Annotated in this window: 21 protein-coding genes and 1 tRNA gene; 10 read left to right on the top strand and 12 right to left on the bottom strand. The window is 63.8% G+C overall.

All coding sequences use genetic code 11. The features are described from left to right. The first annotated feature begins 250 nt into the window (after positions 1–250). On the top strand, positions 251–628 hold the full coding sequence (locus A3OO_RS0106850; protein ID WP_018407093.1) for a transposase: 378 nt from the start codon (positions 251–253) through the stop codon (positions 626–628). Between the two features lie 6 nt (positions 629–634). Here A3OO_RS0106850 and A3OO_RS0106845 read toward each other — a convergent pair whose 3' ends face one another. The 3 genes from A3OO_RS0106845 to A3OO_RS0106835 form a co-directional block, all read right to left on the bottom strand. Next, complete coding sequence (locus tag A3OO_RS0106845; RefSeq protein ID WP_018407092.1) at positions 635–1471, bottom strand: transglutaminase family protein; 837 nt, start codon at positions 1469–1471, stop codon at positions 635–637. 10 nt (positions 1472–1481) lie between these two features. After that, positions 1482–2429: an alpha-E domain-containing protein gene (locus tag A3OO_RS0106840; protein WP_018407091.1), complete on the bottom strand. Its 948-nt coding sequence runs from the start codon at positions 2427–2429 to the stop codon at positions 1482–1484. Between the two features lie 67 nt (positions 2430–2496). Beyond that, a complete protein-coding gene (locus A3OO_RS0106835; protein ID WP_018407090.1) occupies positions 2497–3957 on the bottom strand; it encodes a circularly permuted type 2 ATP-grasp protein in 1461 nt (486 codons plus the stop codon). Between the two features lie 384 nt (positions 3958–4341). Between A3OO_RS0106835 and A3OO_RS0106830 the strand changes: the two genes are divergently transcribed. After that, positions 4342–6366 carry a carbohydrate porin gene (locus A3OO_RS0106830; RefSeq protein ID WP_018407088.1) on the top strand — a complete coding sequence of 675 codons (2025 nt, stop codon included), beginning with the start codon at positions 4342–4344 and terminating at the stop codon, positions 6364–6366. 237 nt (positions 6367–6603) lie between these two features. On the opposite strand, the gene A3OO_RS0106825 is transcribed toward A3OO_RS0106830, so the two are convergent. From A3OO_RS0106825 to A3OO_RS0106815, 3 genes are read right to left on the bottom strand one after another with little or no spacing between them, the layout of a single operon-like run. Further along, positions 6604–6885 carry a hypothetical protein gene (locus A3OO_RS0106825; protein WP_018407087.1) on the bottom strand — a complete coding sequence of 94 codons (282 nt, stop codon included), beginning with the start codon at positions 6883–6885 and terminating at the stop codon, positions 6604–6606. After that, positions 6882–7358: a glutathione peroxidase gene (locus A3OO_RS0106820; RefSeq protein ID WP_018407086.1), complete on the bottom strand. Its 477-nt coding sequence runs from the start codon at positions 7356–7358 to the stop codon at positions 6882–6884. The genes A3OO_RS0106825 and A3OO_RS0106820 overlap by 4 nt, the downstream gene beginning before the upstream one ends. A 36-nt stretch (positions 7359–7394) precedes the next feature. Beyond that, positions 7395–8897, bottom strand: coding sequence for a sigma-54-dependent transcriptional regulator (locus A3OO_RS0106815; RefSeq protein WP_018407085.1), 1503 nt, complete (start codon positions 8895–8897; stop codon positions 7395–7397). A gap of 280 nt (positions 8898–9177) precedes the next feature. Between A3OO_RS0106815 and rdgB the strand changes: the two genes are divergently transcribed. The 5 genes from rdgB (at position 9178) to A3OO_RS0106785 (ending at position 13458) form a co-directional block, all read left to right on the top strand. Next, complete coding sequence (gene rdgB / locus A3OO_RS0106805) at positions 9178–9807, top strand: RdgB/HAM1 family non-canonical purine NTP pyrophosphatase (RefSeq protein ID WP_026222752.1); 630 nt, start codon at positions 9178–9180, stop codon at positions 9805–9807. A 112-nt stretch (positions 9808–9919) separates the two neighbouring features. Continuing rightward, entirely contained in the window at positions 9920–11437 is a 1518-nt protein-coding gene (gene adh, locus A3OO_RS0106800; protein WP_018407082.1) for an aldehyde dehydrogenase, read from the top strand. Between the two features lie 63 nt (positions 11438–11500). Then, entirely contained in the window at positions 11501–11899 is a 399-nt protein-coding gene (locus A3OO_RS0106795; RefSeq protein ID WP_018407081.1) for a DUF779 domain-containing protein, read from the top strand. A gap of 191 nt (positions 11900–12090) precedes the next feature. Beyond that, positions 12091–12175: transfer RNA gene (locus tag A3OO_RS0106790), tRNA-Tyr, on the top strand. A gap of 185 nt (positions 12176–12360) precedes the next feature. Continuing rightward, positions 12361–13458 carry a HupE/UreJ family protein gene (locus A3OO_RS0106785; RefSeq protein WP_026222751.1) on the top strand — a complete coding sequence of 366 codons (1098 nt, stop codon included), beginning with the start codon at positions 12361–12363 and terminating at the stop codon, positions 13456–13458. A gap of 2 nt (positions 13459–13460) precedes the next feature. Here A3OO_RS0106785 and A3OO_RS0106780 read toward each other — a convergent pair whose 3' ends face one another. The 3 genes from A3OO_RS0106780 to ald form a co-directional block, all read right to left on the bottom strand. Continuing rightward, positions 13461–14243 carry a hypothetical protein gene (locus A3OO_RS0106780; RefSeq protein WP_018407080.1) on the bottom strand — a complete coding sequence of 261 codons (783 nt, stop codon included), beginning with the start codon at positions 14241–14243 and terminating at the stop codon, positions 13461–13463. Between the two features lie 69 nt (positions 14244–14312). Continuing rightward, a complete protein-coding gene (gene phaC, locus A3OO_RS0106775) occupies positions 14313–16331 on the bottom strand; it encodes a class I poly(R)-hydroxyalkanoic acid synthase (protein WP_018407079.1) in 2019 nt (672 codons plus the stop codon). A 245-nt stretch (positions 16332–16576) separates the two neighbouring features. Continuing rightward, a complete protein-coding gene (gene ald, locus A3OO_RS0106770) occupies positions 16577–17707 on the bottom strand; it encodes an alanine dehydrogenase (protein ID WP_026222750.1) in 1131 nt (376 codons plus the stop codon). 124 nt (positions 17708–17831) lie between these two features. Here ald and A3OO_RS0106765 point away from each other — a divergent pair, with 124 nt between their 5' ends. The 3 genes from A3OO_RS0106765 (at position 17832) to A3OO_RS0106755 (ending at position 20243) form a co-directional block, all read left to right on the top strand. Continuing rightward, positions 17832–18233, top strand: a complete 402-nt coding sequence (locus tag A3OO_RS0106765) for a DUF3775 domain-containing protein (RefSeq protein WP_018407077.1) — start codon at positions 17832–17834, stop codon at positions 18231–18233. 97 nt (positions 18234–18330) lie between these two features. Then, entirely contained in the window at positions 18331–18669 is a 339-nt protein-coding gene (gene smbP / locus A3OO_RS0106760) for a small metal-binding protein SmbP (RefSeq protein ID WP_018407076.1), read from the top strand. A 149-nt stretch (positions 18670–18818) separates the two neighbouring features. Then, complete coding sequence (locus A3OO_RS0106755; protein ID WP_018407075.1) at positions 18819–20243, top strand: amino acid permease; 1425 nt, start codon at positions 18819–18821, stop codon at positions 20241–20243. 57 nt (positions 20244–20300) lie between these two features. On the opposite strand, the gene hpnE is transcribed toward A3OO_RS0106755, so the two are convergent. Genes hpnE through hpnC form a run of 3 tightly spaced genes read right to left on the bottom strand, consistent with a single transcriptional unit; the run spans position 20301 to position 23319 of the window. Continuing rightward, entirely contained in the window at positions 20301–21548 is a 1248-nt protein-coding gene (gene hpnE / locus A3OO_RS0106750; protein ID WP_018407074.1) for a hydroxysqualene dehydroxylase HpnE, read from the bottom strand. Further along, entirely contained in the window at positions 21545–22420 is an 876-nt protein-coding gene (gene hpnD, locus A3OO_RS0106745) for a presqualene diphosphate synthase HpnD (RefSeq protein ID WP_018407073.1), read from the bottom strand. The genes hpnE and hpnD overlap by 4 nt, the downstream gene beginning before the upstream one ends. Beyond that, a complete protein-coding gene (hpnC, locus tag A3OO_RS0106740; protein ID WP_018407072.1) occupies positions 22417–23319 on the bottom strand; it encodes a squalene synthase HpnC in 903 nt (300 codons plus the stop codon). Before hpnC ends, hpnD begins: the two co-directional genes overlap by 4 nt. Between the last annotated feature and the right edge of the window lie 17 nt (positions 23320–23336).

Raw genomic sequence — 23336 nt, 5'->3', positions numbered from 1 at the left:
TCATCGCGTGGATGGCCGCGACAAGCGCGGCCATGACGCGGTGAGATGCCCCTCGTTAACCTGGATTCGGAGCCCTGGCGTCCAGTCTCATGCGGCGGCTGAACGCAAATCTTCGCCGGAAGACCCCGCCAAAACAGGTTGTGTTATCTAAAATTACAACCTAGAATTGAAATACCGATCGACCCTGCGGGCCCTCATCGGAGGCGCGTCGGGCGGGTCGACGTCGCAACGCGCCGCGACGGAGGATCAATTGATTGAGCATTATCTTTCTGACGCACATTGGCAGGCCGTCTCGCCCGTCCTTCCCGGAAAACAAGGCGACGCAGGCTGTAGAGCCCGCGACAATCGGCTTTTTCTCGAGGCGGTGTTCTGGATTGTTCGCACCGGCGCGCCCTGGCGCAGCCTGCCGCCGCGGTTCGGCAAATGGTACACGGCCTATACGCGCTACCATCGCTGGGACAGGAAGGGCGTCTGGCCGCGCGTCGTGGCCGCGCTCAACGCATGCGATTTCCAATATGACGAAGACGGGCTGCGCTTCGCGCCTCGCGATGAAATCGTCTTACCCGAGCGCTCGCAAAGCGACGCCGACGGGCGCCAGAGCGCTGTCAGTCAATTGGTCGGAGTCTGAGACCAGCTACTGCGATTGCGATTGCGACTGGCTGAAGGCTGCCGCCGGCGCGACGCGCACTTTGACCTCCAACGTTTCGCCGCCGCCGCCGGAGTGCGCGCCGCGGATCGGCGCCGCGCCCAGATAGTCGAGCGCTATCGCGACGCGCACATGATTTTCCTGCGGCGCGACGCCATGTGTGGGATCGAAGGCCACCCAGCCGAGATCCTCGACATAGGCCTCGGCCCATGCGTGGCCGGCGACCTGATCCTCCGCATCGCTGCTGAGGAAATAGCCGCTCACATAGCGCGCCGGCGCGCCGATCCCGCGCGCGCAGGCGATGAAGAGATGCGAAAAGTCCTGACAGACGCCCTTGCGATGCTCGAAACATTCCGCCGCCGTCGTGCCCGAATGCGTCGCGGCGGCGTCGAATGTGAGTGATTCGTGAATCGCGCCAAGCAGCGCATGGAGCTTCGAGAGCGTTCCGCTTTCCTTCGACGTCGTTTCGCTAGCGAAATCGCAGATCGCTGCGCTCGGCGTCGTCAGCGGCGTGTCGCGCATGAACAGGACCGGCGGAAAGCGCTCGACCGCGCCCGATACGACTCCGGCCATGTCGAAAGTCGTCACCTCTCCTTCCACCACTGTGGAGATCGACTCGAGCGGCCCGTCCACGGAGAAGCGGTGCAGCGTATTGCCGAACGCGTCTTCCGACTGCACCAGTCGGCAATCGCGATCGACGTCGATGCGCCAGTCCACGACATGCTGCCCGTCGTGACTGCGCGGGGTCAGGCGAAGATGCTGCACGGCCGTTCGCGGCGGCTCCGCATAGCGATAGGTCGTTTCATGCCGTATGCGGATGCGCATCAGATTTCGCTCAGAAGAGATATTGCTCGGAGATGAGCGCGGCCAGTCGGTTGTTTTCAGAGATGAAGGATTGCACGAATTCGTGCAGCCCGCCCTGGAAGACGCTCTCCATATTCAGCTTTTCGAGCTTGCCGTAGACGCCGCGGGCGTGACGCTGCGATGAGCCCTGGCGCCCGTGGGCGCGGGCAAGATTGTCGAGATTGCGCACGATCGACTCATAGCAGGAAATCAGCGAACGCGGCATCTCCGGTCGGAGGATCAACAGATCGGCGACGAGCCAAGGCTTCATGCTCGTGCGATAGACCCAGTGATAGGCGGTATGCGCCGATACGGCGCGCAGAATGGCCGACCATTGGAAATAGTCGAGCGAACCGCCGACGATCTCCTTCTCGGGCAGCAGCACATGATATTTGACGTCGAGCAGACGCGCCGTGTTGTCGGCGCGCTCGATGAAAAGCCCGACGCGCGAGAACCAATAGGCGTCGTTGCGCAGCATGGTGCGATAGGCGCCGCCGTCATAGGTCAGCGACGTCTGCTTGATGACCTCGAGAAAGCGCGCCAGTTCCTGCGCGCAAGGGACGACGCCGCGCGACTCCAGCGCGCGCATTTCAAGATAGGCGTCGTTGATCGACTCCCACATTTCGATGGTCAACGCCGTGCGCACGGCGCGGGCGTTGGCGCGCGCCTGCTCCAGGCAATTGCGGATCGATCCCGGATTTTCCGGCGCGAAGGTAAGAAATTCGATGACGTTGGCTTCATCGACGGGACGTCCGGAGGCATCGAACGATAGCGCCGCGCCCGACGACAGCAGCACGCTTTCCCACTCGGTTTCGTCGCCGCCATAGGCCTTGGGCAGCGCGGCGAGGCGCCGCGACGCCTGGATGGCGCGCGCCAGGAAGTCGGCGCGCTCCATGTAGCGGGCGAGCCAGTACAGATTGTCGGCGGTGCGGGAAAGCATCAGCACGTCCGTTCATGAGTCGCTTTGGAGATCATCGATGTTCATCGCGGCGTTTGCGAGCGTCTTCTCACGCTTGCCCCATCGCCTCTTCGGCGCTCCACGCGTCGTCGATCACCCAGGTGTCCTTGGTGCCGCCGCCCTGGCTCGAATTCACGACGAGCGATTTCTCCGTCATCGCGACCCGGGTCAGACCGCCCGGAACGACGCGGGCGCCATTGGCGCCCTGCAGCACGAAGGGCCGAAGATCGACGTGGCGCGGGGCGACGCCTGAGGCCATGGCAATGGGGCATGTCGAGAGCGCCAGCGTCGGCTGAGCGATGAAATTCTGCGGATGCGCCTTAAGCTTTGCGCGAAATTCCTCGATCTGCGCCCTCGTCGCATGCGGTCCCACGAGCATGCCGTAGCCGCCGGAGCCGTTCACTTCCTTGACGACGAGTTCATCGAGATGGTCAAGGACGTAGGTCAGCGCTTCCGTTTCGCGGCAGCGGAAGGTCGGAACATTCTGCAAGAGCGGCGCCTCGCCTAGATAAAACTTAATAATGTCAGGCATGTAGGTGTACATCGCCTTGTCGTCGGCGGCGCCGGCGCCGACTGCATTCGCCAGCGTCACATTGCCTGATTGATAGGCGCCCATCAGCCCGGCGACGCCGAGCGCCGAATCCGGCCGGAAGCACAGCGGGTCGAGGAAGTCGTCGTCGATGCGCCGATAAATAACGTCGACGCGGCGCGGGCCCTCGGTCGTGCGCATGTAGACGACGTCGTCGCGAACGAAGAGATCCCGGCCCTCGACAAGCTCGACGCCGAGCTTATCGGCGAGAAACGAGTGTTCGTAGAAGGCCGAATTGTACTGGCCGGGCGTCATCAAGACGATCGTCGGATCGCCGTTGGCGCGCTGCGGCGCGACCGAGCGCAAAGTCGCAAGCAGTTCGTCGGGATAGTTTTCGATCGGCGCGACACGATGCAGCGCGAAGAGTTCGGGAAAAAGCCGCATCATTACTTCGCGGTTCTCAAGCATATAAGAGACGCCGGAAGGCGTCCGGGCATTGTCCTCGAGAACGAAGAAGCCCTGATCGTCGGTGCGCACGATGTCGACGCCAGCGATATGCACGTAAATATCGAAGGGCACGCGCCGGCCCGCCATATCGGGGCAATAGGCGGGGTTGCGATAGACGATATCCGCAGGAACGATTCCAGCCCTCAAGATCTCGCCGGCGCCGTAGATGTCGGCAAGAAACGCGTTGAGCGCGGTGACGCGCTGGATCAGTCCTTTTTCAAGCGTCGTCCATTCGCTGCGCGAGAGTATGCGCGGCAGGATATCGAAGGGAATGAGGCGCTCGGTCGCCTCCTGCGCGCCATAGACCGCGAAGGTGATCCCGATGCGACGAAAAAGCAGCTCCGCCTGCTCGCGCCGCGACGCCAGGAGCTCGGGCGGGGTTTCCGCGAGCCATTGCGAAAGCTTGCGATAAGGGGCGCGGGTGCGGCCGTCCGCTCCAGCCAGTTCATCGAACTGCGTTATGCGTGAGTCCATTGCAAGAACTCCCTCTTGGCGGCCCGCCTTTGTTTGCGCGGCTGGCGGCCGTTTTTTACAGTTCAAAGCAAGGACTGCGCCAATAGTCGCTGCGAAAATCTGTCACAGAGTTTTACTATTTGGCCAAAGGATGATTCGCGCTGCGCTTGGTTCTGGCGCAGCCTTATCGCTATCCAACGGAGACGCCGCCGGCAAGGTTCTTAACAGCGCATGCGCAGGCCTCTATCCAGCTCGAAATCGAGCGTCGTGGTCCCTCGACATGGAGCGCCGACGAGCGCGGCCGCGCGCCTGTCTTTTGTCGCCTCTCTTAGTTTTGCATTTTGCGCGCTGAATGGGAACGCGGCGCGCTGCGAAGACCGGCCGCCGGTCTTCAGCTGGGTCGGCATGTATATGGGCGCGAGCCTCGGCGGCGCCGTTCCTCTGCACGCAGGCGAGCGGCTGCAGGCGACGAGCGGCTTCGGAGCGCCCACCTTTGATCTTTATCCGAGTGGCGTGACGCGCCCAGGCGCCACCGTCGGCGTGCAGGTCGGATATAATTGGCAGCGTGGCCCTTTCGTCTGGGGCTTCGAAACCGATCTCAGCCTTCTCGATGGCAGGCGCGGGCCGACTGGCGCATATTTGACTTCGCCCGCGTATCCGGCGCCGCCGGTCTTCACGCTCTCATCCAATTCCAGCGCGAATTTCTTCGCGAGCATTCGCGGGCGTGTCGGCTATGCATGGGACCGCTCGCTCTTTTATCTCACGGGCGGCGTCGCCGCGGGCGGCGCGAGAGGTCCGGCGACCTTGACGCTCGGCGCGGGCGGACCCGACGCGAATTTCTACGCGCCCTGGTCGCAATCCTCGCGGATGAAATATGCGATCGGCGCTGGCTTCGAATATGCCTTCGCCGACAATTGGTCGGCGCGCGCCGAATATCTCTTCCTCAATCAGTCGCTGAACACACAGGTCTTCGACAATGGCGCCGGCTATGCCTATGCGTCGCGCATGCGCAATGAGAACCATCTGCTGCGATTCGGTCTGAACTATCATTTCGGCGCGAAGAGCGAGATTTCTGGCGAGTTGCACTACGGCCAGCACGCACATGACGGCCAGAATTCGGGCAATGGCGGGAACGAGGGCGATCCAGACGCCCCTGAACGCTACAGCGTGCATGCGCAGACGACGAATGTCGTCCAGGCCTATCCGCGGTTTCGCGCGCTCTATGACGGCCCCAACAGCTTTCCTTCCGGCGGAAAGGCCAATGTCGGCTCGACCACCAATCTTTTCCTTGGCCTGCGCCTGTGGGACGGCGGCGCCGTCTACCTCAACCCCGAGATTGACGCCGGCTACGGACTCGCCAATTCGGTCGGCGCGGCGTCTTACGTCAACGCCGCGGTCGCCAAGGTCGGCCGCGCGGCCCCCTATATGCGCTTCCAGCGTTACTTCCTGCGTCAGATCATCGGATTGAATGAAGACGGCGAAAGAGAAAGAGATCCGGACCAGGGCTCACGCAGCGAGGTGCTCGAGTCGACGCAAAACCAGATCTCGGGCAAGGTCGACAAGAATCGCATCGTCCTCACGCTTGGAAAATTCGCGGTCGGCGACGTGTTCGACGACAATGTTTACGCGCATGACCCCACGACCGGCTTTCTCAACTTCGCGTTCAACACGATGGGCGCCTTCGACTACGCGGCCGACGCCTGGGGCTACACCTATGGCCTCGCGGCAGAGTGGAAGCAGGACTGGTGGACGGCGCGCGGCGGCGTGTTTCAGCTCTCGACGACGCCAAACAGTTTCGACATTGAGCCGCAACTGTTCCGCCAGTTCATGGGCGTCGCGGAATTCGAGGCGCGATATGATCTTTTCGATCAGCCCGGCGCGATCAAATTTCTCGTCTATGGCGACAACGGCTATCTGAGCAAAATCGATGACGTCATCCGTTACGCTTATCTCGCTGGCGACTTCCCGCCGCGAGTCGACACCGCGCGAGGGCGCGCCGTGAAAACCGGCGGCGGGATAAACGTCAAGCAGCAGGTCGCGCCGCATCTTGGGTTTTTCCTGCGCGCCAGCATGGCCGACGGGCGTTATGAGACGGTCGACTACACGGATATCGACCGCTCCGTCGCATTCGGCTTCGTCGCCGGCGGCGCGCTCTGGGGATGCGACGACGATGAGATCGGCGTCGCCGGCGCCTTCAGCGGACTACATGGTTCGCGCGTGCGCTACTTCGAACTTGGCGGAACCAGCGTCTATATCGGCGACGGCGCGCTCTCCTACGCCGGCGAGAAGAACATGGAGGCCTATTACAAGATCGGCTTCGGCAAGAATATCGATGCGACCTTCGATTATCAGCTGCTGGTCAATCCCGCGCATAACAGCGCGCGCGGTCCGATCAATGTCTTTGGGCTGCGTTTACGCGCGGCGTTCTGAGAATTCGCTTCGCTGGCAATGACGGTCTCAACCCAGCGAACAGTGCTACCGGAACCCCTGCGATATGAAATCCCTTCGAACGGCTTGGCTGTCATTCCCGACGCGCGCGTAGCGCGCGATCGGGAATCCAGAGCAAGACCAGTTTTCTGGATCGGCTCTGGATTCCCGGTCAGGCCTTCGGCCTGCCGGGAATGACACGGCCCAAGCGAACGGATCAGCCGGAATCCGCATGACGCTTCAAGCAAGATATTCCGGCAGCTTTTGCTCGAACTCCGGGAAATAGCCAGCGACGACGCTCATGTCGAAGCGCGCGAGAATGCTCTCCTTTGCTTCGCGGTCGAGCAGAAAGCGGAACGCGGCGTCTATAAATTTTTGCGCATCGGCGCCGCCGCCGAGCCGCAGTAGATCCTTTCGCGAGAGCGTGACGCGATGCTGCGTCTCGCTTCCCTGATCGCGCGCCGTCACCTCGAAGACGAGCGGATCGCCGTCTTCAATCATGCGCGCGTCGATGGCGGTCACAGCAGCGCCTCAACGTCCTTCGCGATCTGCTCGGGCGTGTCGGTCGGCGCGTAACGCTTCACGACATGCCCCTCGCGGTCGACGAGAAATTTCGTGAAGTTCCATTTGATCGCTTCGGATCCGAGAATTCCCGGCGCCTCGCGCTTGAGCAGGCGATAGAGCGGATGCGCTTTTTCTCCATTGACGTCGACCTTGCCGAACAGTGGAAAGGTGACGTCGTAATTCGCCGAACAGAACGATGCGATCTCCTTCTCGGAGCCCGGCTCCTGCGCGCCAAACTGATTGCAGGGAAAGCCCAAGACGACAAATCCCCGATCGGCGAATTTGCGGTACAGCGCTTCGAGCCCGGCGTATTGCGGCGTGAATCCGCATCGGCTCGCGACATTGACGATCAGCATGGCCTTGCCGGCGTAATCGGCAAGCTTCTTCGGCTGGCCGTCGATCGTTGTCGCTTCGATGTCGAATAGTGTCATGAAACCCTCGCACTGACGGAAGTTTGCGCTCCGCGACTAAGCGACCAGCGTTCCCGATGGCTCGGGTTCGCTTTCCGTCCCTTCTTCGAGTCCATATTCCTTCATCTTCCGATAGAGCGTCGAGCGGCCGATCCCGAGCCGTCGCGCAATTTCCGACATCTGGCCGCGGTAATGCGTCAAGGCGAAGCGGATCGTCGCGGTCTCGATGTCCTCGAGCGTGCGCATTTCGCCGTTCGATCCAATCAGCGACATCGCATTCGGATCGCGGATCTCGACGCGGACGATCTCGCGTTCGCGCGGCGCCGTCCCGGGCGCTCCCGGCGCGGGCGCGGGCGGCACGCGCACTTCATAGCCTTCGACATGGGCGGCGATCTGCGGAAATTCGGCGACCGTCAGCTCGTCGCCGTCGGCGAGCACGACGGCGCGAAAGACGGCGTTCTCCAACTGGCGGACGTTGCCCGGCCAGTCATAGCTCGTCAGCAGCGACAGCGCTTCCGACGTCACGCCGCGGATGTTGCGGCCTTCCTCGGCGGCGAAGCGCGCCGCAAACCGCCTGGCGAGATCGGCGACGTCCTCGCGGCGACCGCGCAGCGGCGGAATGTTGATCGGGAAGACGTTGAGGCGATAGAAAAGGTCCTCGCGAAACAGCCCGCGTTTGACGAGATCGATGAGATTTTGATTGGTCGCCGAGATCAGTCGAATATCGACCCGGATCGCGCGCTTGGCGCCGACGGGATCGATTTCGCCTTCCTGCAGCGCGCGCAGCAACTTCACCTGAATGTCGAGCGGCAGCTCGCCGATCTCGTCGAGAAACAGCGTCCCCCCGTTCGCCTCAACGAATTTGCCGCTGTGCTTCTCGGTGGCGCCGGTGAAGGCGCCCTTCTCATGGCCGAAGAGAATCGATTCGACGAGATTGGCCGGCAATGCGCCGCAGTTGACGGTGACGAAGGGCTTGCCTTTGCGATCCGACGCGCCCTGGATGGCGCGCGCCACGATCTCCTTGCCGACGCCCGACTCGCCTTCGAGCAACACCGGAATGGAGGAATGAGCCGCGCGCTGGCCGAGCCGGATCACGCGCTCCATGTCGTCGCTGCGCGAGACGAGGTCCTTGAATGTCAGCGCGCCCTGCGCCCGGCGGCTAATGCGGCGCACCTCGTCGGCGAGCGCATCGGCGGAGAGCGCGTTCTTGATCGATATTTGCAGACGTTCCGCGCCGACCGGCTTAACCACAAAGTCATGAGCGCCGGCGCGCATCGCGGAAATGACCGCCTCGATCGATCCATGCGCGGTCTGCACGATCACCGGCGTCGCGAGCTTCATGTCGCGCATCCGGGTGAGCACGCCCATGCCGTCGAGGTCAGGCATGACGAGGTCCAGAATGAGCAGCGCTATGGGCTTGGCGCCAGGCTGCGTCAGCCGCGCGATCGCCTGTTCGCCGCTTTCGACGGTCTCGGTCTCGTAACCAAATCGCCGCGTCATAGCTTCCAGCAGACGACGCTGAACGGGATCGTCGTCGGCAATGAGAACGGTCGAGGTCATTTCTTCCCTTGCATTCCGGGATAATCGAGCGGCGAAATCGCCGCGTCGCGCTTGGCGCGTCCGGAACCGTCTCGGCGGCTCCTCAATCGTTGCCAAGCATAGTAAAGGCGGGGTTAACCGCGCCAAGACAAAACTTTGTAGCGCCTTCCGACCCGTCGACCAAGACCCCCAGAGGGCGATCTTGGCGATTTGGCGGCAAATCGCTGCAAGTTATGGAGATATCAGCGCTATGGCGACGCCCCGCCGGCGCGCCAGGCGCCGCGCGGCGGGAGGAAATCTGATGGATCCGCGCAAAATCGCCGGCAGGCTCGTCATCGCCACGCATAATCCCGGGAAACTTTGGGAACTCAGGCAATTGCTCGAGCCGCATGGCGTCGAGGCGGTTTCCGCCGGAGAACTCGGCCTCGAGGAGCCCGAAGAGACCGAACAGAGCTTCGCCGGCAACGCGCTTTTAAAGGCGCGCGCCGCCGCCATGGCCTCGGGCCTGCCCGCTTTCGCGGACGACTCCGGTCTCTGCGTCGACGCTCTCGACGGCGCCCCCGGCGTCTATTCGGCGCGCTGGGCGGGGGAGGACCGCGACTTCAAGGCCGCCTGCGTCCGCGTCGAGCGCGAGCTCGAGGCGCGCGGCGCCGCGCCGCCCTATCGCGCGCATTTTACCTGCGCGCTCGCCGTCGTCTGGCCCGACGGGCATGTCGAGCAGTTCGAGGGCCGGGTGGACGGGGTTCTGGTCTTTCCGCCCAAGGGCGAGAAGGGCTTCGGCTATGATCCGATCTTTAGGCCGGATGGGCTCGACAAGACCTTCGGCGAGATGATGTCGGCGGAAAAACATGCGCTGCCCGGCGATGGCTCGCAGGCGCTGTCGCATCGCGCCCGGGCGTTCCAGGCGCTGGCGAAGGCGCGTCTGGACTAGACAACTCGGCTCGGGCACTTGGCGCTTTGGCGCAGGGCACTTGGCGTAACGCCGCGCTCCAACTACCTTCTCAAAGAAAAAACCGCCGCTGCGGAAACGCGAGGAACGCCCCATGACCAAGCATGAAACTTTCGCCGCGCTCAAACCGCCGTTCAAACCGCGCTACGGCAATTTCATCAATGGCGCATGGGCGGACGCGAAGTCCGGCCGCGTCTTCGACAATGTCTCGCCGATCACCGGCCAGAAGGTTTGCGAGATCGCGCGGTCCGACAAGGACGACGTCGAGGCCGCGCTCGACGCCGCCCATGCCGCCAAAGACGCCTGGGGCAAGACGAGCCCGACGGAACGCGCCATCATCCTCAACCGCATCGCCGATGTGATGGAGGCCAATCTCGGTCTCCTCGCCGCCGCCGAAACCTGGGACAATGGCAAGCCGATCCGCGAGACGAGCGCCGCCGACATTCCGCTCGCGATCGATCACTTCCGCTATTTCGCCGGCGCCATTCGCGCCCAGGAAGGGGGCATCTCGGAAATCGACCACGACACCATCGCCTATCATTTCCATGAGCCGCTCGGCGTCGTCGGCCAGATCATCCCCTGGAACTTCCCGATTCTGATGGCCGTTTGGAAGCTTGCGCCGGCGCTCGCCGCCGGAAATTGCGTCGTCATCAAGCCGGCCGAGCAGACGCCCGCAAGCATTCTCGTCTGGGCGGAGCTTATCGGCGAGCTTCTTCCCAAGGGCGTGCTCAACATCGTCAACGGCTTTGGGCTGGAGGCCGGCAAACCGCTCGCCTCGTCGAACCGGATCGCCAAGATCGCCTTTACCGGCGAGACGACAACCGGCCGGCTCATCATGCAATACGCCAGCCAGAACCTCATTCCGGTAACGCTGGAGCTTGGCGGCAAGTCGCCCAACATCTTCTTCGAGGACGTCGCCCGCGAGGACGACGACTATCTCGACAAGGCGATCGAGGGCTTCGTCATGTTCGCGCTCAATCAGGGCGAGGTCTGCACCTGCCCCAGCCGCGCGCTGGTGCATGAGAAGATCTACGATCGCTTCATGGAGCGCGCCTTGAAGCGCGTCGGCGAGATCAAGCAGGGCAATCCGCTCGACCCCGAAACCATGATCGGCGCGCAGGCCTCTTCCGAGCAGCTCGAAAAGATTCTCAGCTATATCGACATCGGCAAACAGGAGGGCGCGAAGGTGCTGGCCGGCGGCGAGCGCAATTCGCTCGCGGGCGAACTCGCCGGCGGCTTCTATGTGAAGCCGACCGTGCTCGAAGGCCATAATCGGATGCGCGTGTTCCAGGAGGAGATTTTTGGGCCCGTCGTGTCGGTGACGACCTTCAAGGACGACGACGAGGCCTTGGCCATTGCCAATGATACGCTCTACGGCCTTGGCGCCGGCGTGTGGAGCCGCGAGGCCAACCGCTGCTATCGCTTCGGCCGCGCCATTCAGGCGGGGCGCGTCTGGGTGAACTGCTACCACGCCTATCCGGCGCATGCGGCTTTCGGCGGCTACAAGCAGTCAGGCATCGGCCGCGAGAATCACAGGATGATGCTCGATCACTATCAGCAGACGAAGAACATGCTGGTGAGCTACAGCGAAAAGAAGCTGGGGTTCTTTTAACCCCCTCCCCAGCCCTCCCCCGCTTCGCGGGAGAGGGAGTGGGGGGAGGGACAGGGAGGGGCGATGACGACGACAGTCAAACCCGCGAGAGTCATCGCGACGCAGGGGGCGCTGGATCTCATCGCGCAGCTGCGCGGCGAACATGGCGCGGTCCTCTTCCACCAATCGGGCGGCTGCTGCGACGGCTCGGCGCCGATGTGCTATCCGCAAGGGGAATTCCTCGTCGGCGACGGCGACGTTCTGCTCGGCGAGATCGGCGGCGCGCCCTTCTACATCGGCGCGGCGCAATTCGATTACTGGAAACATACGCAGCTCGTCATCGACGTGGTGCCGGGCCAAGGGGGCATGTTCTCGCTCGACAATGGCACGGGGCTGCGGTTCCTGACGCGTTCGCGGCTTTTCTCCGACGTCGAGCTGGCGCAGCTGACCGCCGGCGCGGCCGCCGCCGATTCGCCAGCTTGAGCGCCTGCATTCGCGTCGCAAGGCCTCTGCGCGAGTTCTGGCGTCCCATCGGGGAGCAAATTCGCGCTCGAGCGGGGCTCAGCCTCGCCCCCGGCCTGCCGGGGAGTTTAAGGTTGACACTGCGCCGCAGGGGCCGCATATGCCGCTGCATCGGCCGCTTCATCGCGGCCGCCGTCTCTTTGCGAGACGATGGGGGAATGTCCCGAGCGGCAAAGGGGGCGGACTGTAAATCCGCTGGCTAAGCCTTCGTAGGTTCGAGTCCTACTTCCCCCACCAATCCCACCAGCTCAGAATCTCACGCGAGCGCCGGCCCGGCGCTTCCCGGCCGCAACGGCCGCGCGGCGCGAAGCCTACGCATGGCGGGCGCCGAGGCGCCGCCGGCAGAACGCTCCCGCTTCCGCTGTCTTGTCCAGCGCAGCGGCGTTTGGCATGTTGCGCGGCCACGAACGAAGGGAGCGCGTATGACCGGGGTTTTCAGGATAGTCGCCGCCGTAATCTTGTTGTGCGTCGGCCTCGCGGCTCCGGCTATGGCCCATACGCCCGATATTTCGACAGGTAAAATCCTTCCCAAGGACAATCGAACCTATACCGTCGAGGTCGGCTTTCTCGCCACCGATCTTGAGCGCATGTTTCAGGACACGATGAGCGAACGCGCCAGCGTCGACCTCTCGACGCCCGGCGCGCTCGAAGCCGAAATCGGCAAATTTGTCCAAAAACGTGTCGCGATGCGCGATGCGACAGGCCGCGCCTGCATCGCCAATGTCGAAAAGTCCGGCGAAGACCCCACCAACCAGGACAGCGCGCTCATCGTCGTGCGCTTCGACTGCGGCGCAACGACCGGCACGCTCTTCTATGACGCGACGAAGCTCCTCGCCGCGCAGGGCGCAAAGGGAAAGCATCTCGTCACGCTCGAGGGGAGCGAAAACGCCGGCCAGACCATGCTCTACCCCGACGATCCTCCGCTCGATCTGTCAAAGCCGATGGAGACCACCGCACAGCTGATGTGGAAGTTTCTCAAAGCCGGCGTCGAACACATCGTCACCGGCTACGATCATTTGTGCTTCCTGTTCGCCCTCATTCTGTGGGCTACCCGCATTTGGCCGGTCGTCAAGATCGTCACCGCCTTCACCATTTCGCATTCGATCACGCTGTCGCTGGCGGCGCTAAATATCTTCACGCTGCCCTCGACCTTGGTCGAAGCGCTGATCGCCGCCTCGATCGTTTTCGTCGCTGTGGAGAATTATTTCTCGCGCGACGTCGACAACCGCTGGCGCAACACGTTCTTATTCGGCTTCATCCACGGCTTCGGCTTCGCTTCGGCGTTGACCGAGATGGGCGTGCCCCAGGGCGGGGTCGTGCCCGCGCTCGCCGCTTTCAACATCGGCGTCGAACTCGGCCAGATCGCCATCGTCTTCGCGGTCATGCCGATCCTGTTCCTGATCGACAAGCAGACAGGCGGCAAGCGCAGCGAAAAGCTCGTCTACGTGGCCTCGGCGCTGATCGCGATTGCGGGCGTCTACTGGTTCTTGGAGAGAATCGGGGTTCTTCCCGGAGTTTGACGTCACGAGCACTCGATGAAGCCGGCGTCGCGCTTTTCGAGTCTGGGACACCAGGAGCCGAGATTGACGACATAAGCGTCGCGCGCAGTCTCGCTCAACGACCGGATCTTCGGCAGCGCTGCGGTGGCCGCCTCTAGCGCGCTGAACTCGATGACGCTGCGATAGCGCCCGCGCTTCAGGCAAATATAAGCGTTGTCGAATCCTTGCGCGGTCGCCCGCTTCACTTCGGCGCGCGCGGCGTCCTCTGTGACATCGGAGCCAAAAATCACGATCCAACGCGAGTCGCCGCGCGCCGTTAGCTCCTTCGCCGAAAAGATCGCGGCCGAGTTCTGCGACAACGCCTTATCGGCCTGTGCTTGAAAATCGGCAGCCCGTTTCAGCGCGTCGCCGTTCTGCGCAAGGATTGCGCGGACGCCCTCGTCCACCAGCGAAGGACTCTCGCCCGCATAAGGTCCCGACCTTCCTCCGAGCCCGCGCGAAGGCTGGCGCTGTCGTAGTTCCTCATTCTGAGCCGCCAGAATTTTGAGCTTTTCGTCGGATGTTCTGAGCTTTTGCGCAAGTTCGCTTTGCACGACTTGCGACTCCTGCAGATCTACGGCGACCTTCGCAAGAGCAGTCTTGCCCTTGAAGCCCCACAGGTCGAATTCAGCGACTCCGATGCCCGTCAACGCGCGATGCACGATCTGCGGAAAGACGAAAAAAGAAACGACGATGAAGACCAGCGCGAGACTCTTGAGCAGCTCGAAGATTGATCTCCAAAGTTCGACAGTGTCTTTTGTGGACATGCCGACGCTCCCTGTTCAAATCGAATTGCTACCCCACAAAAAAAATGCATTCACTCAAAAGAAGCAGGCTTATCCCCGCACCCGCACATATTCGCCGGGCGCGTCGCAGATGATCTTGAGCTTGCCGCCGCCGGGCTGGCGCGCGGGGACTTTCTTGGGCGCCTGCGCGGTCACCCAGCCCAACCAGTGCGGCCACCAGGAGCCCTTGGTCTCCTTGGCTTTCTTGATCCATTCCTCGAAAGAGCCCTTCGCGGGACCGCCCGTCCAATATTGATATTTGTCTTTGGAGGGCGGGTTGATGATCCCAGCGATATGGCCCGACCCGCCGAGCACGAAGGTTACGTCGCCGCCGAAGAATCTCGCGCCGCGGAACACGGATTGCGCCGGCGCGATATGATCCTCCTTGGTCGCAATCTCAAAGACCGGCGCCTTCACCTGACGCAAATTGAGCCGAACGTCGTCGATGACCATCTCGCCGCGGGCGAGACGATTTTCGAGATAGCAGCTGCGCAGGTAGAAGGAGTGATTGGCCCGCGGAATGCGCGTCGAATCGGAATTCCAGTACAAGAGATCGAAAGCGGCGGGCTCGACCCCCTTCATGTAATTGTTGACGACATAATTCCAGATGAGTTCGTTCGGCCGCAGCATATTGAAGGCGTTGGCCATCTTATAGCCTTCGAGATAGCCGGTGCGCGCCATGCTTTCGTCGAGCGCCGCGAGCCGCGCCTCGTCGACGAAGATCTGTAGATCGCCAGCGTCCGAGAAATCGACCTGCGTCGCAAACAGGGTGACGCTGTCGATGCGATCATCGCCGGTCGCCGCCATATAGGCGAGCGTCAGGGCGAGCAGCGTGCCGCCAACGCAATAGCCCGCCGCCGTGACCTTGCGTTCGCCCGTCGCCTTCTCGATCACGTCGAGCGCGGTCAGCACGCCCTCGTGCATATAGGCCTCAAAGCCCTTCGTGGCCTTGGTCTCGTCGGGATTGACCCAGGAGATGATGAAGACCGTGAAGCCTTGCTCAACGGCCCAGCGAACGAAACTTTTCTCGGGGTTGAGATCGAGCACATAGAATTTGTTGATCCAAGGGGGCGTAATGAGTAGCGGCCGCGCATAAACTTCCGCCGTCGTGGGCTCATATTGAATGAGCTCCATCACGTCATTGCGCCAGATCACCTTGCCGGGCGTATTCGCCATATCGACGCCCAGTTCGAATTTCTGGTCCGCGCTCTGGCGGATCTTCAACACGCCGCCGCCTGCGGAAATGTCTTCCGCCAGCATCTTCAAGCCGCGGACCAGATTCTCGCCCTTCGCGTCCATCGTCGCGCGCAACAGTTCCGGATTGGTCGGCACGAAGTTCGATGGCGAAATCGCGCTGGAGATCAGCCGCGTATAAAAGACCGCCCTGGCCTTTGTCTGCGGGTCGAGACCCTCGGCGCTCTCGACCATGTCGCCCGCCCAGCGCGACGCGAGCAGATAGGATTGCCGCAGCCAGTCGAAGAAGGGGTTCTCGTTCCATTCGGGCCCGGAGAAGCGCTTGTCGGCGCGATCCGAGGGCACGATGGGGGCGACGTCCTCCCCGCCGTAGCGGCGAAGCGTCTGCCGCCAGATTTCGCTCAACCCCTTGTAAAGATCGGCCTGGGCGACGGCGGCGCGCTCGGGTTTCGACAGCCAATATTCGGCGACGGCGCCCAGGGTCTTGGTGGCGTCGGCGACGTTGGCGGCGAGTTCGCTGCGCGCCTCATCGGGATTGACCCCGCCAATCGCCGCGGCCAACGCCTTACGGGCCTGGTCCACGAGCTGCGCCATATTGTCGGCGATCGCTTCGATGTCGAGCTGGACGAATTTCTCGAGATTGGGACGCGGCGGGGGCGCGCCTGCGCCATTAGGCGGCGCGGGCGCGGGCGCGGCCTTTTGCTTCGGAGCGCTGGGCGCGGAAGGCTTTTTCGCCGGAGTGTTTTTCTTAGCCTTGTTTTTGACCTTGCGGGACGGCTTCACCGGCGTTTCGGACTTGCCGAGCGCGGAGACCTTTTCCGCCGTGGCCCCTCGTTTCCGGTTGGCGGCGGGATCCTGGTCCTGGTTCGCGCTCATGCCCTAAACCTGCTGTTTTCGAATGATGGGGCGCGCCGCTCCGCAAACGCCGCGTCGCTCTGGTCTAACAATTGCGCGCTGATGAGAAAAGCTCTGCCGGCCTGGCGCGAGACGACGCGCCCGGCGACATAAGCTCGAATTATTACAAAGCAATGCCGAATTGCTCCCCTGAGCAACCGCTCTCCAGGGTCGATTGTGCGAAAAGGTCGCACGGACCCGAATGGCTGACGTCATTCAGCAGGATGCTATGCGGCGCCGGCGCTGTCCAGCGCCATGAGCTGCGGCGACAGCGGCAGGCCATGCGCGGCGGCGACCGGCGGCGACAGAATGCGACCAGAGGAAATTTCCAGCCCCGCGCGAAGATGCGGGTCGTCCTCGATGGCGCGACGCCACCCCTTGTTGGCGAGCGCCAGCACGAAGGGCAATGTGGCGTTATTGAGCGCGAACGTCGCCGTGCGCGGCGTAACTCCGGGCATGTTGGTGACGCAATAATGCACGACCCCGTCAACGACATAGGTCGGGTCGGAATGGCTCGTCGGCCGTGACGTCTCGCAGCTGCCGCCCTGATCAATCGCGACATCGACAATCACGGCGCCACGCTTCATCGTCGACAGCATATCCCGCGTGATCAGGATCGGCGCCCTGGCGCCTGGCGCGAGCGCCGCGCAGATGACGAGATCGGCGCGCTTCACCGATTCGGCGATCGCGGCGCGGGTCGAATAGATGGTGCGCGCCGCGAAACCGAAACGCGTTTCGAGACGCCGCAGCGCGTCGGGGTTGCGGTCGGCGACAAGCACGCTCGCGCCCATGCCGAGCGCAATCGCCGTCGCCTGCGCGCCGACGCTGCCCGCGCCAAGAACGAGAACGTCAGCTGGCGGCACGCCGGGCGCGCCCGCGAGCAGAACGCCGCGGCCGCCCGCCTGCTTTTCCAGAAAATGCGCGCCAATTTGCGGGGCGAGCCGGCCGGCGATTTCGGACATCGGCGCAAGCAGCGGCAATCCGCCGCCGGGCGCCGTGACCGTCTCATAGGCGATGCAATGGGCGCCGCTCGCCATGAGTTCGCGCGTGAGTTCAGCGTCCGCGGCGAGATGGAAATAGGTGAAGAGCACATGGTCCGGCCGCAAGTAAGCAATCTCGCGCCGCTGCGGCTCCTTCACCTTGACGATCAATTGCGCGGCGGCAAAGAGCGCTTCAGGACCATCGACGAGCTTCGCGCCCGCGGCGGCGTAATCCGAGTCCGATAGATCCGCGCCCTCGCCTGCGCCGCGCTCGATGAAGACTTCCTGTCCCGCATGGGCAAGCTCGGCGACCGAAGACGGCGTCAGGCCGACGCGATATTCATTGTCCTTGGTTTCTTTCGGCGCGCCGACACGCATTTCCGGCTCCAAAATACGGCGTCGACTCGGGTAAACATCTCGCCTGTGGGGAATATATGCAAAGGGTGGCCTTTCAAAACAAGGGCGAAGGTCAAGCGAGTTTCAAAACGGCGGAGTGCAAGAAATGCCGACCATCAATACGGACAAAGTCTGTTTCGTCGTCGTCAAGGCGCGTGAGCTTGAAAGCGAAGATGAGGGAATCGAGGCGGACGCCTCAAACGCCACGGATGACGGTTTCGTCAGCGTGTTGACGGAGGACGCGTTCTCCACCACGCGCGATGAGGTTGCCTCCTTTATCGAAGCCATGGACATCGACGAGCAGGTTGAACTCGTTGCGCTGATGTGGGTGGGCCGCGGCGATTTCGCCGCGAGCGAATGGAACGAGGCTGTCGCGCAAGCGCGGGCCCGGCACGAAGGCTCGACATCGGCCTATCTTCTTGGCGTGCCGCTTCTCGCCTCATTTCTTGAGGGCGGCCTGGCGGAATTCGGCGAGAGTTGCGAGCTTTTCGCCGCCGACCGGCAGTGATGGCTCCCGCGACGTCGAGAATGCCGGACAGGACCTCGATACTAGAGCGAAAGCGACCATATTTACGTCATGCGGCGAAACAATTGAGGAGACGTCCATGAATCGCAGAATTTTTGCAACCGCTTTGGCTCTATCCCTCGCGGCCTTTTTCGCCCCTCGGTTGGCCTATGCGGAAGATCATCTGGGTGAAGCCATCACCCACACCAAACAGGCGATCAGCGAAGGCAAGCAGGGAAAGGCCGAGGCGCTGACGATGCATGCGGAAGAAGGCTTGAAGCACGCCAAGGCGTCCGAGGCCGAGAAGCCGAACGAGCATACCAAACAGGGCGTTTCGCATCTTGAAATGGCCATCGACCACGGCAAGCAGAAGCATGCCGACGTCGCGACGAAACACGCCGAAGAGGCGCTGACGCATCTCGAGGCCGCCAAGAAATAGGTCGCCAAGAAATAGGTCGCCTGACAAAACGAAAGAGCGGCCGCTGGCCGCTCTTTTTTGCGCCTGCATGACGCCCCGGCCGCAATGACAGCGCCGCCGGGATCGCCTATGGACGTCGTGGCGGACACGCCCGCCGACGGGCCATTTTGATGAAGCTTTCCTCCTCGCTGCTGCGCGCCAAATCCATCGAATCGCTGCAAGCCGAAGCCGACCAGCCGGGCGGATTCCGTCGCGTGCTGGGGGTCTGGCAACTCACCGGCATCGGCCTTGGCGGGCTCATCGGCGTCGGCATTTTCGTGCTGACCGGCGTGGTGGCGGCGACTCAGGCCGGCCCTGGCGTCGCCCTCTCCTTCCTGATCGCCGGCGTCGCGAGCGCCGCGGCGGCGCTCTCCTATGCCGAATTCGCCGGCATGATTCCCGTCGCCGGCAGCGCCTACACATATGCCTACGCCGTGCTGGGCGAACTCGCCGCCTGGATCATCGGCTGGGACCTTCTCCTCGAATACGCGCTGGTCGTCGCCGTGGTGGCGATCGGCTGGTCGGCCTATTTGCAGGCGCTGCTCGCGCAATTCGGCCTCGCGCTTCCTGAATGGGCGAGCGGCGCGCCGGGAACCGGCGCCGGCCGCGTCGTCGATCTTTTCGCCGCGCTCGGCGCGCTTGGCGTCGCCGGCCTGTTGACGCTGCGCGTGGAGCTTGGCGCGCGCTTCAACACCGCGATGGTGATCGTCAAAATCGCCGCGGCGCTGTTGGTGATCGTGGCGGGCATTCCCTATGTGCGCGTCGAGAACTGGTCGCCCTTTATGCCCTTCGGCTTTTCCGGCGTGGCGCAGGGCGCCGCGGTCGTGTTCTTCGCCGTGTTCGGCTACGACACGCTGACGACCGCCGCCGAAGAAGCCCGCGCGCCGCAGCGCGACGTGCCGCGCGCCGTCCTTCTGTCGCTTGTCGTGGCGCTGACGCTCTACATCGCCATGTCGCTCGTGCTCACCGGAATCGTGCGCTACGACACGCTCGACAATCCGGCGCCGGTCGCGACCGCTTTCGCGTCGCTCGGCCTGCCCTGGGTCGCTTTCGTCGTCTCGCTTGCGGCGGTCGCGGGCATCGCCAGCGTGATGCTCGCTTTTCTCCTCGCCTGCGCCCGCATCTGGTTCGCCATGAGCCGCGACGGTCTGCTCCCGGCCTGGTTCGCGAGGCTGCATCCGCGCTTTCAGACGCCCTACCGGCCGACGCTAATCGCCGGCGCGCTGACCGCGCTCGTCGCCGCGCTCTATCCGATCAAGGAAGTGGCGGAGCTGGTGAACATCGGCACGCTCTCCGCCTTCGTCGTCATCTGTTCGGCGATCATCGTGCTGCGCCGCACCCGCCCGGACGTGCCGCGCAGCTTTCGCGCGCCTTTCGTCCCCTTCACGCCGCTCGTCGGCATCGGCTTCTCGCTGTGGCTGTTGTCACGCCTGCCGACGGTGGCCTGGGAGCGCTTCGCGATCTGGATGGCGATCGGCCTCGCCATCTATTTTCTCTACAGCCGCCATCGCAGCCGGCTGGCGCAGGGCGTCAACGCGGCGCAAGACCGCAGGTAAATTTCGCATTGATGAGGCGCAAGCGCGCTTCCTTGCGCCATTCACGAAGGGTCACATTCAATTGGCCATCGTCGCCAGTTCCGCCGCTCGATCCCCCGATCGTATCGAGCCCTCGATCGTCGCCGGCAGGCCGGTATTCGTCCAGTCGCCGGCAAGCCAAAGATTGTCCCAGCGCGTCTTCGCATCGGGCCGGCGCTTCTCCTGCGCCGGCGTCGCGGCGAAGGTGGCGCGCTTCTCCTTCACGATCTGCCAGGGCGGCAGCGCCGCCGGCAGGCCGGTCGCAGCGGAGACCTCCGCCCAGATTTTTTGCGCAAGCGCGTCGCGCGACTCGTCGATCAGGCGGTCGGCGCCGCTGATCGTCACCGACAGGCGATCGTCGAAGGCGAAGAGCCATTCGGTGAGCGTGCCGATCATGCCAAGAAGCAGCGGCTGGCCCGGCGGCGGCGCGATCTTGAAATGCGCATTGAGGATCGCGCGAAAATCGTCCGGCGCGACGAGACCGGGGAGAAGCTCCTGCGCGATCCACGGCGGCGTCGCGAGGACAATCGCGTCGCCTTTTTCAAGCGTCACTTCCGCGTCGCCGAAACGCAGCGCAGCGACGCGAGACTCGTCGAGAGCGATGTCGCGCAGGCGCGCCCCGAAGCGCGGCTCGACGCCTTTGGCGCGAAGCGTGCGCAGCGCCGGCTCGATGAAGGCGTCGCCGAGGCCGCCTTTGGCGACCATGGGGCGGCAGGCGTCGCCGCCCGCCGCGAGCGTCTCTCGCAGCACGGCGCCTGCGAGCGTGGCGGACGCCTCTTCAGGCTCGGTGTTCAAAGCGGAAAGCAGAACCGGGCGCCAAAGCTTCTCCCACAGCGCGCCGTGGCAGCGCATGGTGTCGCCGATGGTCGCGCCGTCCTTCGCAAAGAGAAGCTTGCCGGCGCCGAGATAGTCGAGCGGCCCCGTGCCGGGGACGCGGCGGTTGGCGACAAACACCCACCAGGGAATGCGCGAGGCGTTCGGGCGCAGCGTCCAACGCTCAGCCGTGCGCGCGTCGAGAAAGTCGAAGGCGCATTCGCTGGGTCCAACGAGCGCCTCGCTCGCGCCGATGCGCTTCGCATAGTCGCGCGCGGCTTGATTGCCCGAGAGCAGCAAATGATTGCCGTTGTCGATCGTCAGGCCGAGCGACGCGTCGAAATAGGAGCGGCAGCGTCCGCCGGCCATGCGCGCGGCTTCGTAAAGCGCGACGCGGCGACCGGCGCCGGCAAGACGCAGCGCGCAGGCGAGCCCCGCGAGGCCCGCGCCGACGACATGAACCGTTTCGCTCACGTGAAGGCGTGTCGCAGGAAGGCGCTGACGAGCTTGAGACGCGACGCCCGCACCGGCGCGCGCGGCGCCGAAAAGCCGCGAGCGGCGAGATTGTCGAGGATCGAACGATAGCCGGCGGCCATGAGATAGGGCGCTTTCACCGCGCGCTTGGGCAGCCCCGCCATCACCAGATCCGCCTGGTCATAATGTTCGCGGGCGCGGCTGAGGACCGGCGTGCACACCTCTTCGAGCGAAGGATGCGACAGCACGGCGTGCGGCGCGAAGCTCATGACCCCCGCGGACTCAAGCGCCTCTCGTGGCAAATACAGCCGCCCCCGCGCGGCGTCCTCGTCGAGATCGCGCAAAATGTTGGTGAGCTGCAATGCGCGCCCGAGGTGGTAGGCGAGCAGTTTCGGCCCCGTCGGCAAATCGCATTCGGCGCCCGGCTCCTCCTCCGCGAGACCGAAAGCGCGCACCGACAGCCGTCCCACGGCGCTCGCGACTCGGTCGCAATAGAGCTCAAGCTTTTCCCAGTCGGGCGCGCAAATATCCTCCTCGACGTCCATGGCCATGCCTTCGATCACCGACTCGAAATCGGCGCGCTCCAGCCGGAAACGGCGGACGGGTTCGGAGAGAAAGCTGACGCGCGCGCGGATGCGGCCGGCGTAAAGCTCATCGAGGTCGGCGCGCCACTGGCCGAGCGCGGCGCGGCGCACGGCGCGGTCGCCCTCGTCGTCGGCGATGTCGTCAACGGCGCGACAGAAGGCGTAAATGGCGAACATCGCATCGCGGCGCGGCGGCTCGAGGATGCGCATCGCGAGATAGAAGGAGCTTCTGGTCGCGATAGCGCGCGTGCGCAGCGTCGTGGAATCGGCAAGCGCGTCCATGGTCATTGGCGCGCCCCTGGGCGCGTGCTCGGGAGGGTGCCGGAATCTGCGCGGCGCGGACGCGAAATGCGGCGAAGAAGCGCGCCCAGCGCGCCCGCCGCGCCTTTGAGCGCAAAGCTGAACTTGCCGTCGTGAACCTTGTCGCGAAGCGGGTCGGCGACCGCAAGGCGCGCAACGAGCTGTTCGGCCAATGTCTGGATGGCGCCGATCTCCATGGCGAGCCGCACGTCGTCGATCAGATCGGCGAAGGGACGCGACTGCGCGAGCAGACGCCCGGTCTTCTCGTTGAGGTCGCGGATCGTCGCCAGGAGCGGGGGCGACGCGCTTTCCTGCGCGAGCATCTCGACGGTCGCGCCATGCGCCGCGAGCGCGTCCTGCGGCAGATAGACCCGGTCGAGGTTGCGGTAGTCCTTGCCGCAATCCTGCAGGTGATTGATGATTTGCAGCGCCGCGCAGAGCGCGTCGTTGGCCGGCCAGACCCGGGCGGGGTTCTCGCCGTGAAGATCGCAGACGAAGCGTCCGACGGGCATGGCCGAATAGCGGCAGTAATCGATGAGATCGTCCCAGTCGCGGTAACGCGATTGCGTCACGTCGCGCTTGAAGGCGAGGATCAGATCGCGCGCATGCTGCGGATCGAGGCGGCGCTCCCGGCAGGTCTCGCGCAGGCGACGCGCCACCTCCGCATCCTCTCCGGCCTCTCCGATCAGGGCGGCGTCAAGCGCGTCCAGCAGATCGAGCTTCTCTTGCGCGGAAAGCGTCGGGTGGTCGGCGATGTCGTCGGCGGCGCGAACGAACTCATAGAACGCCAGAATCGGCGCGCGATGCCGCGGCGCAATCAGAAAGGAGGCGACAGGGAAATTCTCGTCGCGATGGGTCTTTCCCGAACTCGTCTGCGCAATATCCATATGACGCCGTCTTGCCG

Source organism: Methylocystis rosea SV97, assembly GCF_000372845.1.
In the GTDB taxonomy this organism is placed as follows: domain Bacteria; phylum Pseudomonadota; class Alphaproteobacteria; order Rhizobiales; family Beijerinckiaceae; genus Methylocystis; species Methylocystis rosea.
Note: the sequence above shows the minus strand (reverse complement) of the source record. Positions and strands in the feature narration are given on the sequence as shown.